The 13,858-nt window shown below is 62.3% G+C and carries 17 protein-coding genes; 12 read left to right on the forward strand and 5 right to left on the reverse strand.

The window, feature by feature from the left end:
- Positions 1-14: 14 nt before the first annotated feature.
- Complete coding sequence (locus BLR16_RS19670) at positions 15-407, reverse strand: RidA family protein (RefSeq protein WP_003370265.1); 393 nt, start codon at positions 405-407, stop codon at positions 15-17.
- Positions 397-1,533 (reverse strand): DSD1 family PLP-dependent enzyme, encoded by a 1,137-nt coding sequence (locus BLR16_RS19675; protein ID WP_054081580.1) that lies wholly within the window; start codon positions 1,531-1,533, stop codon positions 397-399. The genes BLR16_RS19670 and BLR16_RS19675 overlap by 11 nt, the downstream gene beginning before the upstream one ends.
- Before the next feature lie 96 nt (positions 1,534-1,629).
- On the opposite strand from BLR16_RS19675, the gene BLR16_RS19680 reads away from it, so the two are divergent.
- A complete protein-coding gene (locus tag BLR16_RS19680) occupies positions 1,630-2,514 on the forward strand; it encodes a LysR family transcriptional regulator (protein ID WP_003370269.1) in 885 nt (294 codons plus the stop codon).
- Positions 2,515-2,624: 110 nt separating this feature from the next.
- Complete coding sequence (recR, locus tag BLR16_RS19685) at positions 2,625-3,227, forward strand: recombination mediator RecR (protein ID WP_003370271.1); 603 nt, start codon at positions 2,625-2,627, stop codon at positions 3,225-3,227.
- Between the two features lie 21 nt (positions 3,228-3,248).
- Here recR and BLR16_RS19690 read toward each other — a convergent pair whose 3' ends face one another.
- Positions 3,249-3,572 carry an EscU/YscU/HrcU family type III secretion system export apparatus switch protein gene (locus BLR16_RS19690; RefSeq protein WP_003370273.1) on the reverse strand — a complete coding sequence of 108 codons (324 nt, stop codon included), beginning with the start codon at positions 3,570-3,572 and terminating at the stop codon, positions 3,249-3,251.
- Positions 3,572-5,197, reverse strand: a complete 1,626-nt coding sequence (locus BLR16_RS19695) for a flagellar hook-length control protein FliK (protein WP_003436193.1) — start codon at positions 5,195-5,197, stop codon at positions 3,572-3,574. The genes BLR16_RS19690 and BLR16_RS19695 overlap by 1 nt, the downstream gene beginning before the upstream one ends.
- Before the next feature lie 189 nt (positions 5,198-5,386).
- On the opposite strand from BLR16_RS19695, the gene ccmA reads away from it, so the two are divergent.
- From ccmA to BLR16_RS19745, 10 genes are read left to right on the forward strand one after another with little or no spacing between them, the layout of a single operon-like run.
- Positions 5,387-6,028 carry a cytochrome c biogenesis heme-transporting ATPase CcmA gene (gene ccmA, locus BLR16_RS19700; RefSeq protein WP_032609920.1) on the forward strand — a complete coding sequence of 214 codons (642 nt, stop codon included), beginning with the start codon at positions 5,387-5,389 and terminating at the stop codon, positions 6,026-6,028.
- Positions 6,025-6,696 (forward strand): heme exporter protein CcmB, encoded by a 672-nt coding sequence (gene ccmB / locus BLR16_RS19705; RefSeq protein ID WP_003370279.1) that lies wholly within the window; start codon positions 6,025-6,027, stop codon positions 6,694-6,696. Before ccmA ends, ccmB begins: the two co-directional genes overlap by 4 nt.
- A gap of 54 nt (positions 6,697-6,750) precedes the next feature.
- Entirely contained in the window at positions 6,751-7,554 is an 804-nt protein-coding gene (locus BLR16_RS19710) for a heme ABC transporter permease (RefSeq protein ID WP_003436197.1), read from the forward strand.
- Positions 7,551-7,727 carry a heme exporter protein CcmD gene (gene ccmD, locus BLR16_RS19715; protein WP_003370283.1) on the forward strand — a complete coding sequence of 59 codons (177 nt, stop codon included), beginning with the start codon at positions 7,551-7,553 and terminating at the stop codon, positions 7,725-7,727. Before BLR16_RS19710 ends, ccmD begins: the two co-directional genes overlap by 4 nt.
- On the forward strand, positions 7,724-8,191 hold the full coding sequence (gene ccmE, locus BLR16_RS19720; RefSeq protein WP_003370285.1) for a cytochrome c maturation protein CcmE: 468 nt from the start codon (positions 7,724-7,726) through the stop codon (positions 8,189-8,191). The genes ccmD and ccmE overlap by 4 nt, the downstream gene beginning before the upstream one ends.
- Positions 8,192-8,194: 3 nt before the next feature.
- Entirely contained in the window at positions 8,195-10,168 is a 1,974-nt protein-coding gene (locus BLR16_RS19725; RefSeq protein ID WP_074808728.1) for a heme lyase CcmF/NrfE family subunit, read from the forward strand.
- Complete coding sequence (locus BLR16_RS19730; RefSeq protein WP_074808731.1) at positions 10,165-10,701, forward strand: DsbE family thiol:disulfide interchange protein; 537 nt, start codon at positions 10,165-10,167, stop codon at positions 10,699-10,701. The genes BLR16_RS19725 and BLR16_RS19730 overlap by 4 nt, the downstream gene beginning before the upstream one ends.
- Positions 10,698-11,168, forward strand: a complete 471-nt coding sequence (locus BLR16_RS19735; protein ID WP_074808734.1) for a cytochrome c-type biogenesis protein — start codon at positions 10,698-10,700, stop codon at positions 11,166-11,168. Before BLR16_RS19730 ends, BLR16_RS19735 begins: the two co-directional genes overlap by 4 nt.
- Positions 11,165-12,358: a c-type cytochrome biogenesis protein CcmI gene (gene ccmI, locus BLR16_RS19740; RefSeq protein ID WP_058416920.1), complete on the forward strand. Its 1,194-nt coding sequence runs from the start codon at positions 11,165-11,167 to the stop codon at positions 12,356-12,358. Before BLR16_RS19735 ends, ccmI begins: the two co-directional genes overlap by 4 nt.
- 11 nt (positions 12,359-12,369) lie before the next feature.
- Positions 12,370-12,777 carry a hypothetical protein gene (locus BLR16_RS19745; RefSeq protein ID WP_003370296.1) on the forward strand — a complete coding sequence of 136 codons (408 nt, stop codon included), beginning with the start codon at positions 12,370-12,372 and terminating at the stop codon, positions 12,775-12,777.
- Positions 12,778-12,836: 59 nt separating this feature from the next.
- Here the strand turns inward: BLR16_RS19745 and BLR16_RS19750 are convergent, their stop codons facing one another.
- The gene (locus tag BLR16_RS19750; protein WP_003436204.1) at positions 12,837-13,835 is read right to left on the reverse strand and encodes a sulfate ABC transporter substrate-binding protein; all 999 of its coding nucleotides are present in this window, start codon (positions 13,833-13,835) and stop codon (positions 12,837-12,839) included.
- Between the last annotated feature and the right edge of the window lie 23 nt (positions 13,836-13,858).

Below are 13,858 nucleotides of genomic sequence, written 5' to 3' on the forward strand. Positions count from 1 at the left end.
GCTCCCGGTCATGTTCATTGATCACAGCGCGCCAAGGCTTCGATCTCGATCAGGTAGCCGTGGTGCAATTCCGGGACCGGCACTACGGCACGCGCAGGGCGATGCTCGCCCAGATAGCCCGCGTAGAGACGGTCGAAGGCAGGCCAGTGTTGGACGCCGGCAATATAAATGGTCACTTTCAGCAGGTCATTCGTGCTGCATCCCGCCGCGCCGAGGATGGCCAGCAGATTGTCCAGCGCGACCGCAGCCTGGACCTCGAACGGCTCCCCGACGCTGTGACTGCCATCGGCGCGCACCGGCAATTGTCCGGAAACATGCAGCGTGCCCTGATGCAGCATCGCCTGCGAATAATGCCCACCGGGTGCGGCGGCCAGGGACGTACTGATCGGTTTCATCTCACCAGCCATGCAGGCGACTCCAGGTATGGATTGCGCCTTCGCTGTCGCAGGCGTGGTAGTCCGGGAATTGCGCGCCGGTGGCACAGGCGTGATTGGGCAGAATGCGCAGCCGGCTGCCGATGGGAAAACGCTTGCTGATGTCGGTCTCGCTGCCCGTAGCGAGCGTGATGATGCCGTGCTCCTGATTGGCACCGGTGACCCGTGCACCGTCGATCCACTCGCCGCTTTCGCTGCACACCTGGCCGTAGCCGAAATCCTCGCGCTGGCGCTGAGTGCCACGGTCGCGGCTCATGGCCATCCAGCCCGCGTCAACGATGATCCAGCCCTTGTCCTGCTGGTGGCCGATGACCGTGGTCAACACGCTCAGGGCCAGCTCATCTGCCTGGCATACGCCAATGTTGTGCATCACCAGGTCGAAGAACACATACACGCCGGCGCGAACTTCGGTCACGCCGTGCAGGCTCTGCGCCGACAGGGCCGTCGGTGTCGAACCAATGCTGACGTCCGCACAGGGCAGTCCTGCCTGACGAATCCGCTCGGCGGCGCTGACGCAGAGCCTGCGCTCCTGTTCGGCGAGGGCTTGCAGGGCTGCGGGGGTGTCGAGGTCATAACTGGACCCGGCATGGGTCATTACCCCACGCAGTTGCATGCCACCGTCGACCAGCGTGCGCGCGACCTCGACGAGCGATGCATCGTCGACGGTCAGGCCGGAACGATGACCGTCGCAATCGATTTCAATCCAGACGTCGAAACGTTCGTCATGCGCCTGGCCGAAGACCACAATCGCCCGGGCAGCCGCCACGCTGTCGGTCAGGAGGCTCAGGCGGCAGCCCTTGCGCCGCAGTCTGAGTGCCTGCTCCAGCTTGCCGGGCGCAATGGCCACGGCATAGAACACATCGTCGATGCCCTCGGCAAAGCAGTGTTCGGCCTCCTTTAATGTCGATACCGTGACGCCGCTGGCGCCCGCTGCAATCTGCGCCTGAATGACCGGCAGGCATTTGCTGGTCTTGACGTGTGGGCGCAAGCGCACGCCCAGTTCATTCATGCGTTGTTGCATGCGCTGGATATTGTGCTGCATGCGCGACACATCGAGCAGCGCGACAGGCGTATCGAGAGAGGATAGGGAGGCTGACATGGAAAGCGCTCATGTGGCTGGGTACGGCAGCCACTCTACGCAGCGATGATGAAGCTGTGGTTCAATGCGTGATCATCAATCATTAAGCTGAAGTGAATGATAGCCATCGAAGACCTGCGTTTGGCCGTGACCCTGTCGCGCTGCGAATCGCTCAGTGCTGCCGCCAGAATCCTCAACGTCTCGCCGCCGGCGTTGTCGATGCGCTTGCGCAAACTGGAGGCGCAACTGGGCATCACCCTGGCCAATCGCGACGCCAGGCGCCTGAGTCTGACCGCTGATGGCGAGCGTTTCGCACGCGAAAGCGCACAGTTGCTGGAACAGTTGGAGGCGCTCCCGGAGTCCTTCAAGCAGCGTGACGAACGGCTGGTGGGTACGCTGCGCTTGGCAGCGCCATTCGGTTATGGGCGCCAGCGCATTGCGCCGCTGCTGGCGCGCTTCGCCAGGCTGCACCCGCAGTTGTGTCTGCAGCTGGACCTGCGCGAAACACCTTGGCCGGACCGTCATGACAGCGATGCGGTGATACACATCGGTAGCCTCAATGACAGCCAGTGGATCGCCAGGCCGCTGGCGCAGAACCATCGCTGGCTATGCGCCAGCCCGGCGTATATCGAGCAACATGGTGTGCCCTCGACGCCCGAACAGCTGGCTGCCCATCGCTGCATCTGTATTCGCGAAAACGATGAAGACGTCACCCTCTGGCACCTGAGCAAGGGCCAGACCAAAAAGACCCTGCGCATCGAGCCCGCGCTGCTCAGCAACGACGGTTCGGTCGCCCGGCGCTGGGCCGAGCAGGGGCTGGGCATCGTGTTGCGCTCGCAGTGGGACGTCAGCGACGCCATTGCCAGCGGCAGGCTGGTAAGGGTGCTCGCCGATTGGCAACTGGCCAGTGCGCCGATCAACCTGCTGGTGCCTGTACGCAAGCATCGCAGCGCACGGGTGCAGGCGCTGACCGAGTTTCTCGAGACAGCTCTGAAAGCCTGATTCGGCAAAGCAACGGCACGCTGTTGGTCGCAGGGTTGAATACCTTAATTGACGCTCACGGCAACGCGCGGGTATAAACCGCGTCTTGTGTTTTTGTCGGATTTTTCTCCATGAGCTTCAGCCCCCTGATTCGCCAGTTGATCGATGCCTTCCGCGTGCTGCCGGGCGTCGGTCAGAAAACCGCTCAGCGCATGGCGTTGCAGTTGCTGGAGCGTGACCGCAGCGGCGGTTCGCGGCTGGCGCAGGCACTGGGGCAGGCGATGGACGGCGTGGGTCACTGCCGCTCGTGCCGCACGCTGACCGAAGAGGAACTCTGCCCGCAATGTGCAGATACGCGTCGTGATGACACGTTGTTGTGCGTGGTTGAAGGCCCGACGGATGTCTATGCGGTGGAGCAGACCGGCTACCGCGGTCGTTACTTCGTGCTCAAGGGCCATCTGTCGCCACTCGACGGCCTGGGGCCGGAGGCCATCGGCATTCCGCAGTTGATGGAACGCATCAGTCAGCAGGGCACCTTCACCGAAGTGATTCTCGCGACCAATCCGACCGTGGAAGGCGAAGCGACGGCGCATTACATCGCCCAGTTGCTCCATGACAAGGGCCTGGTCGCGTCGCGCATCGCCCACGGCGTTCCGCTGGGTGGCGAGCTGGACCTGGTCGACGGCGGTACCCTGGCGCACTCGTTTGCAGGGCGCAAGCCGATTTCGATGTGATACCGGCCAGCGCTTCTGCTGTCAGTAGCGCGGTGTAATATCGCGCTCGACAGGTGGCGCGTCCGGGTCCTGACCTGCCGGAAACTTGCCTTTCAGGTGCCAGGCGAACGCGATGATTTCGGCAATCGTGCGGTACAGCGGCTCGGGAATGCTGTCGCCCAGTTCCATGCGTGCCAGCAGCTTGACCAGTTCGGCATTCTCGTAGATGGGCACTTCGTATTCGCGAGCAATGGCCAGAATCGCCTCGGCCAACTGGTCGTCGCCCTTGGCGCTGAGCGTCGGAGCATGCTGGCCGTCATAGCTGAGGGCGATAGCCTGGCGCGGAGTGTGGTCGGGTAGGCTCATCAGGCGTTCTCGTCGATCCAGCGTTGTTCGAGCGCGGTACGCGGACCGCTTGGCGGTGTGCCGTGACTGCAGGCCAGTTCGCCCACTGCCAGGCCGCAGGCTATCAGCCGTTCGCGCAGATACCCCAGCTCATGTTCGATCAATGCCGCGCTGTCGGGGCGCTCGGCCCACAGCTGGCTGGACAGCGTGCCGCGCAGTAACTGTGCATGCACCTGCAAGGGGCCCAACGGCTCGAGGTCGAACGCCAGATCGACTTTCCAGAGCTTTTCCCGGGTGTCCTTGATCTCGCCATCATCACGGTCTTCGGCGGCTTCCTGATCCGGCGTGTCTTCGCGCTGCACCTTGACCTGCAAGGGCACGATGTCGTGGGCGTTGCGCATTGGCACTTCCAGTTGCCAGGTGGTCACCTGGGTGCCGTCGGCGTTGGTACGTGTCTGCTCCAGACCGCCCAGTTGATGGCTTTGCAGGCGTGATACGGCAGCCGCAGCGAGCTTGAGGAGGATTTCCAGATCGTCCTCCTTCTCGCCTCCGCTGACCGTGCGCGATGGCAGCGGAAAAATGCTTGGCTGAGTGCGTGCCGCGACCAGGCCCAGGGTGCCCAGCGCATTGCGGATTGCATTGGGCATTGTGCGCGCCAGGGTATTGGACGCCGCAGCTGCGCCATAGGACGTGTTATCCGGCAGGCCGGGAAGGATCTGGGCGATCAGGCGCATCAGATTGGCTTTCATGTCCGGCATGTGCGCCGGGTTCAATCCGGCCAGCAGCTTGGCTTCCAGAAATACACCGCTGGCGTTGAGCGCCTGGGCGACGCCTTTGGGCGTGGTCATCTGCTCAACGTCGGGCAGGTCGGCAAGTAACTGGTTGATACTGGCCTGCAGCGGCGCGCTGATGGCCGGGCTGGTACTGGTCGGGCTGCCGGACTGCAGGTTTTGCAGGGCGTTGATCAGAGTGTCCAGCGAGCCTTGGCGATTTTGCTGTGCGGACAGTTGCTGCGCCACGGCCAGTTGGTCGAAACGACCGGGCAGGGCAACGAAGTTGAGTGCCTGATTGCCTTGTACCTGAGCGCTCAAGAGGCTGCCGACCGTCAGCGGCTGCGGGCTCTCGATGGTCAGGCTGGAACCCGCCAGCGCTGTGTTGAGCAGCATCACGATGGACCGGTAGGTGGGCGTCGCAGCGGCCGGGTTCTGGCCGGCCAGTTGATTGACTCCCTGAGCGATCACCTGGCTGGTCATGACTTTGCCCTGCAGCAACGTGCCGACCGGTAATTGTCGGGTATCGATGCTGGTCATCGAGTTTTTCAGCGCGCCGTTGAGCTGCTGCAGCGTCAAGGTCAGCTCGTTGGCAGACGCCTGCGCCACTTGCAGCAGGCTGCCGGGCGTGAACGGGACGCTGCTGGTGACCGGTAAATTGGTCAGGCTGCCGTTGGCGAGCACCAGCCGCAACAACAGCTGGAAGTTCTGGTTGACCTGCTTGAGGGTCAGCACTTCGGCGTTGACGGTCTCGCCTTCGGGGATCAGATTTTCCGCCGATTGCAGCATGGTCAGCACTTGCGCCGGGGAGATGCCGTTGCGCAGCAGTGTCATGGTGGCGTTTGTTGCCGGAACGCTGGTGATGTCGCCTGTCATTGAACTATCGACCCGAGGAAATTGCCCCTTTGATAACAGGACTCGCATGTATAATACCGGCCGAAACCGGACCAGCCGCCATTAACTTCTCTTCATGTAACGGCCGTATCAACCCCGACTTGAACCGCGTTTTACTCCGTATGTGTCTGTTTTGGCACATTTCGCGACGCAAAGCACTGGAAACGCTCGATGATCCCAGCCACCCCATTTTTGCAAGCGACGGCTCTGGCGTGTGAGCGGGACGGGCGGATGCTGTTCGAAAACCTCGATCTTCAGTTGCACACAGGCGACATGCTGCAGATCAGCGGTCCCAACGGCTGCGGCAAGACCAGCCTGCTGCGCCTGCTGTGCGGGTTGATGCAGCCAACGGTCGGGCAGGTAGTGCTCGACGCGCAGCCAGTGGGTCGTGAGCCCGCGGCACCGGGCAGCAAGCTGTTGTGGATCGGTCATGCGCCAGCGCTCAAGGATGTGCTGACGCCGCTGGAAAACCTGTCCTGGCTCAGTGCACTGCACCAGCCAGCCGATGCCGACGCCATAGCCACCGCCCTCGATGCGGTCGGCCTGGCAGGCTTCGAGGACGTGCCCTGTCACACCTTGTCGGCCGGGCAGCAGCGTCGCGTCGCGCTGGCACGTCTGTATCTGCCGGGTCCGCCACTCTGGCTGCTCGACGAGCCGTTTACCGCGCTCGACCGCCAAGGCATCGAGCAACTGGAAAACCACCTTGCCGGGCACTGTGAACAGGGCGGCATGATTGTCATGACCACCCACCACAGCCTGAGCCGGGTGCCTGCGGGCTATCGGGACCTCGACCTGGGGCAGTGGTCAGCATGAGCAATGTGTTTGTCCTGCTGATGCTCCGTGAGGTGCGGCTGCTGGCGAGGCGTCCCGCAGAGCTGGCTAACCCACTGGTGTTCTTCGCGATCGTGGTCGCCCTGTTTCCGCTGGCGCTGGGACCGCAGACGCAATTGTTGCAAACCTTGTCGCCGGGGCTGGTCTGGGTGGCGGCGCTGCTGGCCGTGCTGCTGTCGCTGGACGGGCTGTTGCGCAGTGATTTCGAGGACGGCTCGCTGGAGCAGTGGGTCCTTTCGCCGCACCCGCTGGCCCTTCTGGTGCTGATCAAAGTGCTGGCACACTGGGTTTTTTCCGGGCTGGCACTGGTACTGTTGTCACCCTTGCTGGCCTTGATGCTCGGCCTGCCGGTGCAGTGCCTGCCGGTGTTGATGGTTTCGCTGCTGCTGGGCACACCGGTGCTCAGCCTGCTGGGGGCATTGGGGGCGGCATTGACCGTAGGGTTGAAGCGTGGCGGCCTGCTGCTGGCATTGTTGATACTGCCGCTGTATATCCCGGTGCTGATTCTGGGCAGCGGTGCGTTGCAGGCCGCGTTGCAGGGCATGCCGACGACCGGCTATCTGTTGTGGCTGGGCAGCCTGGCGGCGCTGGCGATCACCCTGACACCCTTTGCGATAGCCGCTGGCCTGAAGATCAGCATCGGCGAATAATTGTGGTTCCGGGATCGAGACTTCGATGCCGTTCAATACCCTGGATGTACCCTGATGAAAAGCAACGCCATGAAAAGCAGCATCGGTTGGGCCTGGCTGCACACGCTCGGCTCACCGAAAGGGTTTTATCGCGTCAGCGCACGCCTGCTGCCCTGGTTGAGTGTTGCCGCCGTGCTGTTGCTGGTCATCGGCATGGTCTGGGGCCTGGCGTTCGCGCCGCCGGATTACCAGCAGGGCAACAGCTTCCGGATCATTTATATCCACGTACCTGCCGCGATGCTCGCCCAGTCCTGTTACGTCATGCTGGCCGTGTGCGGGCTGGTCGGGCTGGTCTGGAGAATCAAGCTGGCCGATGTCGCACTGCACTGCGCTGCACCTGTTGGCGCGTGGATGACCGTGCTGGCGCTGGCGACCGGCGCGATCTGGGGCAAGCCCACCTGGGGAGCATGGTGGGTCTGGGACGCGCGACTGACCTCGATGCTGATTCTGCTGTTCCTGTATTTCGGCCTGATCGCGCTGGGCAATGCCATCAGTAACCGCGACAGCGCCGCCAAGGCCTGCGCGGTGCTGGCCATCGTCGGTGTGGTGAACATTCCGATCATCAAGTATTCGGTCGAGTGGTGGAACACCCTGCACCAGGGTTCGACGTTCAGCCTCACCGAGAAGCCCGCCATGCCGGCTGAAATGTGGCTACCGCTGCTGTTCACCACGCTGGGTTTCTACTGCTTGTTCGGCGTGCTGTTGATGATGCGCATGCGTCTTGAAGTATTGCGTCGCGAAGCGCGCACGCAATGGGTCAAGGCCGAGATACTGCGCAGCCTGGGTCACTCAACCGCGCAGTCGGAGAACACGCTTTGAGTTTTGCATCGTTCAGCGACTTTCTTGCCATGGGCCGCCACGGCGTGTTTGTCTGGTCGGCCTACGGTCTGTGCCTTGTGGTACTGCTGGTCAACGTGGCGCTGCCGCTATGGGCACGGCAGCGGTTTATGAAACAGCAGGCGCGTCGCCTGAAGCGGGAGAATCGCCCGTGAACCCGTTGCGCAAAAAACGCTTGTTGATCATTGTCGCGCTGCTGGCCGGTGTCGGTCTGGCCGTGACCCTGGCCCTCAGCGCCTTGCAGGAAAACATCAACCTGTTCTACACCCCCAGCCAGATCGCCAATGGCGAGGCACCGCTGGATACGCGCATTCGGGCTGGCGGCATGGTCGAAAAGGGCTCATTGCAGCGCTCGGCCGATTCGCTGGACGTGCGTTTTGTGGTCACCGATTTCAACAAGTCGGTGACCATCACCTACCGAGGCATTCTTCCTGATCTGTTTCGTGAAGGGCAGGGCATCGTGGCGCTGGGCAAACTCAATGCACAGGGCGTAGTGGTGGCTGATGAAGTACTGGCCAAGCATGACGAGAAATACATGCCCCCCGAGGTCACCAAGGCGCTGCGTGACAGCGGTCAGGCGGCACCGGCTGCGTCTTCCACACCCGTCAAACAGGGTTGACCGATGATTCCCGAACTCGGCCAGCTGGCCATGATTCTGGCATTCTGCTTTGCGCTGGTGCAGGCCATCATTCCGCTGATCGGCGCATGGCGCGGTGATCGCTTGTGGATGAGCCTTGCCCGTCCGGCAGCCTGGGGCCAGTTCAGCTTTCTGATCTTCGCCTTCGGTTGTCTGACCTACGCGTTCATGGTCGACGACTTCTCAGTCGCCTACGTTGCACAGAACTCCAACACCGCGCTGCCCTGGTACTACAAATTCAGCGCCGTGTGGGGTGCGCATGAAGGTTCGCTGCTGCTCTGGGCGTTGATTCTTGGTGGCTGGACCTTCGCCGTGTCGGTGTTTTCCCGGCAACTGCCGCAGGTGATGCTGGCGCGGGTCCTCGCCGTAATGGGCATGATCAGCCTGGGTTTTCTGTCGTTTCTGATCCTCACCTCCAACCCGTTCGCGCGTCTGTTGCCGCAGATGCCTGCCAACGGACGTGATCTGAACCCGCTGTTGCAGGACATTGGCCTTATCGTGCATCCGCCGATGCTGTACATGGGCTATGTCGGCTTCTCCGTGGCCTTTGCGTTCGCCATCGCTGCCTTGCTCGGCGGCCGACTCGACGCCGCCTGGGCGCGTTGGTCCAGGCCGTGGACGCTGGTGGCCTGGGCCTTTCTCGGCATCGGCATCAGCCTTGGCTCGTGGTGGGCGTATTACGAACTGGGCTGGGGCGGCTGGTGGTTCTGGGACCCTGTGGAAAACGCCTCGTTCATGCCCTGGCTGGTGGGCACTGCGCTGATTCACTCGCTGGCGGTCACGGAAAAACGTGGCGTGTTCAAGAGCTGGACGGTATTGCTGGCCATTGCTGCGTTTTCTCTGAGCCTGCTGGGCACTTTCCTGGTCCGTTCCGGAGTGCTGACCTCAGTTCACGCCTTTGCCTCGGACCCGGCGCGCGGCGTGTTCATCCTGATGTTTTTGCTGTTCGTGGTCGGCGGTTCGCTGACCCTGTTTGCGATTCGCGCACCGGTGGTCAAAAGCCACGTCGGGTTCGGTCTGTGGTCGCGGGAAACCCTGCTGCTGGGCAATAATCTGTTGCTGGTGGTTGCCGCGTCCATGATTCTGCTGGGCACCCTTTATCCGCTGGTGATCGATGCCATGAGCGGCGCCAAGATGTCGGTCGGCCCGCCTTACTTCAACACGCTGTTCGTGCCGTTGATGGGCCTGTTGCTGGCGGTCATGGCGGTCGGTGTACTGGTGCGCTGGAAGGACACACCACTGAAATGGCTGCTCGGCATGCTGGCCCCGGTACTGCTCGGCAGCGTCGTTCTGGCAGTGCTGGCCGGTCTGCTGCTGGACGATTTCCAGTGGGCGGTGCTGGCCGCTCTGATGCTTGCCGCCTGGGTGCTGCTGGCCGGGGTTCGCGACCTGTTCGACAAGACCCGCCACAAGGGGCTGCTCAGTGGCGCACGCAGTCTGACCCGCAGCTACTGGGGCATGCAGCTGGCGCACCTTGGCATTGTCGTGTGCGCGCTGGGCGTGGTGCTGTCGAGCCAGAACAGCGCCGAGCGCGATTTGCGCATGGCCCCCGGCGAATCCACCGAACTGGGTGGGTATACCTTTGTCTTCGAGGGCGCCCGGCATTATGAAGGGCCGAACTTCACCTCGGATCGGGGCACCGTTCGCGTGTTACGCAACGGCGTTCAACTGACCGAACTGCACCCGGAGAAACGCCTCTACACCGTGCAGCAATCGATGATGACCGAGGCGGGCATTGATGCCGGTTTCAGTCGCGACCTGTATGTCGCCCTGGGTGAACCGCTGGGCGATGGTGCGTGGGCTGTTCGGGTTCATGTCAAACCGTTTGTGCGCTGGATCTGGCTTGGCGGCCTGCTGACCGGTCTGGGTGGGGTGCTGGCGGCGCTCGATCGGCGTTATCGCATCCGGGTCAAGAACAAGGTGCGCGAGGCGTTGGGTCTGTCGGGAGCTGCACAATGAAACGCTGGTTCATGGTACTGCCACTGATGCTGTTTCTGGGCGTGGCGGCGTTGTTGTATCGCGGTTTGTATCTGGACCCCTCTGAGCTGCCTTCGGCGCTGATCGGCAAACCTTTTCCGGCGTTCTCGCTACCGTCGGTGCAGGACGAGCGGATGTTGAGCCGTGCCGATCTGCTCGGCAAACCTGCGCTGGTCAACGTCTGGGGCACCTGGTGCGTGGCCTGCCGGGTGGAGCATCCTGTCCTGACCCGGCTGGCGCAGCAGGGCGTGCTGATCTACGGCGTGAATTACAAGGACGTCAACGCGGACGCGCTGAAATGGCTCAAGGAATTCCATGATCCGTATCGGTTGAATATTCGTGACCAGGAGGGCTCTCTGGGGCTCGACCTGGGGGTGTACGGCGCGCCGGAAACCTTCCTGATCGATGCTCAAGGCGTCATTCGTTACAAACACGTCGGGGTCATCGACGATGCGGTGTGGCGCGAAAAGCTTGCCGCGCGTTATCAGCAACTGGTTGATGAGGCGCGGCCATGAAGCGCTGTCTGTTGATCGTCCTGCTCGGCATGCTGTGTTCCGGTATTGCTCACGCGGCCATCGACGCTTATGCCTTTCGCGACGACGCCGAGCGCGCGCGCTACAGCGAACTGACCAGAGAACTGCGCTGCCCGAAATGCCAGAACCAGGACATCGCCGACTCCAATGCGCCGATTGCCGCCGATTTGCGCAAGGAAATCTACCGCATGCTGGGCGAAGGGCAGAGCAATCAGCAGATCATCGATTTCATGGTCGATCGCTATGGCGATTTCGTTCGCTACAAACCGAGCCTGACTGCACGTACCTGGCTGCTGTGGTTCGGGCCGGCCTGCCTGCTGGTCGGCGGGCTTGTGGTGATCGGGCTTATCGTTGGCCGCCGCCGCAAGGCACAATCCGCACAGGCCGACGGACTCTCCGAAGATGAGCGGCAGCGTCTTGCCACCTTGCTGGATGAGCACCGCCCATGATCGATTTCTGGATGGCAACCGGGCTGTTGCTGCTGGTCGCGCTGAGCTTTTTGCTGATTCCGCTGCTGCGGGGCCATCGCGCGCAACGGGAAGAAGACCGCACGGCTCTGAACGTGGCGTTGTATCAGGAGCGACTGAGCGAGTTACAGGTTCAGCACGAGCAGGGCGTGTTGTCGGCGACGCAATTGCAGGCTGCACGTGCCGAAGCAGCGCGCGAGCTGCTCGCCGACACCGAAGGCGCAGAGCCTGCCCTGACATCGCGTCTGGGCAAGCCCTTGCTGGTGCTGGCTGCGGTGCTGGTCCCGGTGTTGGGACTGGCGGGCTATCTTCAACTGGGTGCCAGTGACCGGGTTGAATTGAGTCGCGAATTCGCTCGACCACCGACCTCGCTGGCAGACATGACCCAGCGCCTTGAGCGCAGCGTGCAGGCTCAGCCGGATTCCGCCGAAAACCTCTATTTTCTGGCGCGCAGCTATATGGCGCAGAACCGCCCCGGTGATGCCGCGCAGATGTTCGAGCGTTCGGTGGCGCTGGCCGGAAGGCAGCCCGAGTTGCTCGGGCAATGGGCTCAGGCGCTGTATTTCGCCCGCGACAAGCACTTCACGCCACAGGTGCAGGCGCTGACCGACGAAGCGCTGCAGGCTGACCCCAGGGAAGTCACCAGCCTTGGCCTGCTCGGGATTGCCGCGTTCGAAACACAGCGCTATCAGGCGGCCGTGGATTATTGGACCCGGTTACTTGCCGCACTGCCCGCAGATGACGCATCGCGTTCGGCACTGGAAGGCGGCATTGCCCGCGCCAGAGATAACCTTGCCAAACGCGCTGCAGACGCGGCGCCGGCAGTGAAGGCGAAGTCGATAAAAATTCATGTCGAGCTGGCTCCCGGGCTTCAAGGCAAAGTAAGGCCGAGCGACAGCGTGTTCATCTTCGCCCGCGCCATCAATGGCCCGGCGGCACCTCTGGCGGTCAAACGCATTACCGTGGCGGACTTGCCTGCCGACGTGGAACTGAGCGATGCCGATGCGATGATGCCGCAACTGAACCTGTCGAAGTTCGCGCAAGTCCAACTGGTTGCGCGAGTGTCTCGCGCGGGGCAGCCAACCACCGGTGAGTGGGTCGGCCGCAGTCAGCCTCTGGCCAGTGATACTGCGGCGCAGCAGGCATTGACCATCGACAGTCCGGATAATTAGAGAAATCGCTTATGTACCGTACCGCACGCATCACCTTGTTGGGTCTGGTCGTTGGCCTGAGTGCCTGTGCTGTCCAGCATCCGGCACCGCCTCACAGCCAGGATCCGATTCTTAACCTGCCGGGTGGCCAACAGCCCGGCGCGCCGCGTCCGAGTACCGCACCTTCGGAGCCTGCCAAGGCACCTGCCGCAGCGCCGAAGACCTCGGCCAGCTTCGCGCCGCCACCGGGTGGCGGCAGCCATTGGGACCCGCGCCTGGGCGTGTACGTGATGGACGATCAGCCCAACACTTTCTATCGCCAGCGCACCTATTACCAGTGGAATGACGGCTGGAGCTGGGCAACCAGCCCCAACGGTCCGTGGCAGGCGACCGATGTCAGTGGTGTACCGGCAGGGCTGGGCAAACAGTTCAGTAAATGATTCAGGCTTCAACAAAAACGGCGACCTCGAAGGTCGCCGTTTTGCATTGCCTGAGCGGCTTATTTACCCGGATAGATCTGGTCGAACACCCCACCATCGATGAAATGGGTCTTCTGCACCGTGCGCCAGTCACCGAAGGTTTTCTCCACCGACAGGAAGTCCACTTTCGGGAAGCGATCGGTGTACTTGGCCAGCACCGCCGGATCACGTGGGCGCAGGTAGTTTTTGGCAGCGATTTCCTGGCCTTCCGGGGACCATAGGTAGTTGAGGTATTCCTCAGCCAGGAGGCGGGAGCCTTTCTTGTCCACGACCTTGTCGACCACACTCACCGGTGGCTCGGCTTCTGCCGACACGGAGGGATAAACCACTTCGAACTGATCGCGACCGAATTCGCGGGCGATCATTTCCGCTTCATTCTCGAAGGTGACCAGCACGTCGCCGATCTGGTTGGTCATGAACGTCGTGGTCGCGCCACGGCCGCCGGTATCAAGCACCGGCACATGGCTGAACAGATCACCGACGAATTTCTTCGCCGCCGCTTCATCGCCACCTTTTTTCAGGGTGTAACCCCATGCCGAGAGGTAGGTGTAGCGGCCGTTGCCCGAGGTTTTCGGGTTGGGCACGATGACTTCCACGCCATCCTTGATCAGGTCCGGCCAGTCTTTGAGGGCCTTCGGATTGCCCTTGCGCACAATGAACACCGTGGCCGACGTGAAGGGCGCGCTGTGGTTCGGCAGGCGGCTGACCCAGTCTTTCGGCACCAGCTCGCCGTTGTCGGCCAAGGCGTTGATGTCGGTGGCCATGTTCATGGTGATCACGTCAGCCGGCAGCCCGTCGATGACCGAACGCGCCTGCTTGCTCGACCCGCCGAAGGACATCTGCACGGTCACATCTTCATTCTTCTCGGCTTTCCAGTGTTTCTGGAAGGCGCTGTTGTAGTCCTTGTAGAAATCACGCATCACGTCATAAGAGACGTTGAGCAGCGTTGGAGCTGCCTGGGCAGCGCTGGCAAAAGCCAGGCCGGCGGCCAGTAGCGAGGCGGCGAAGAGTTTATTCACTGCAGGGTCCTTGAGATGAAGAG

Origin of the sequence: Pseudomonas sp. BS3767, assembly GCF_900099665.1 — a bacterium.
GTDB lineage: Bacteria > Pseudomonadota > Gammaproteobacteria > Pseudomonadales > Pseudomonadaceae > Aquipseudomonas > Aquipseudomonas cerasi.